This window comes from Psychromonas aquatilis (assembly GCF_038155185.1).
GTDB lineage: Bacteria > Pseudomonadota > Gammaproteobacteria > Enterobacterales > Psychromonadaceae > Psychromonas > Psychromonas aquatilis.
Window position 1 is genome coordinate 1 of sequence record NZ_JBAKAZ010000434.1, and the last position, 211, is coordinate 211.

Below are 211 nucleotides of genomic sequence, written 5' to 3' on the forward strand. Positions count from 1 at the left end.
ATAAAGTAAATCAGATGTCAAATTTAAGAAGATGAAAACCATACCTACAACAATCGTGCCCCCTAACACGGCATTCATATCAGCAGCTAACAAACCATCAGTAATATAGCGACCTAGTCCAGGCAATGAAAAAACGATTTCAGTCAAAACAGAGCCCTCTAGTAATGTTGCATAAGATAAAGCAATAACAGTAATTAAAGCCACCCAAGCA

General features: G+C 37.4%; 1 protein-coding gene. It reads right to left on the reverse strand.

The annotated features are described in order from the left end of the window. On the reverse strand, positions 1–211 hold a 211-nt coding region (locus V6256_RS16075; protein WP_341599196.1), incomplete at both ends, for an ABC transporter permease subunit.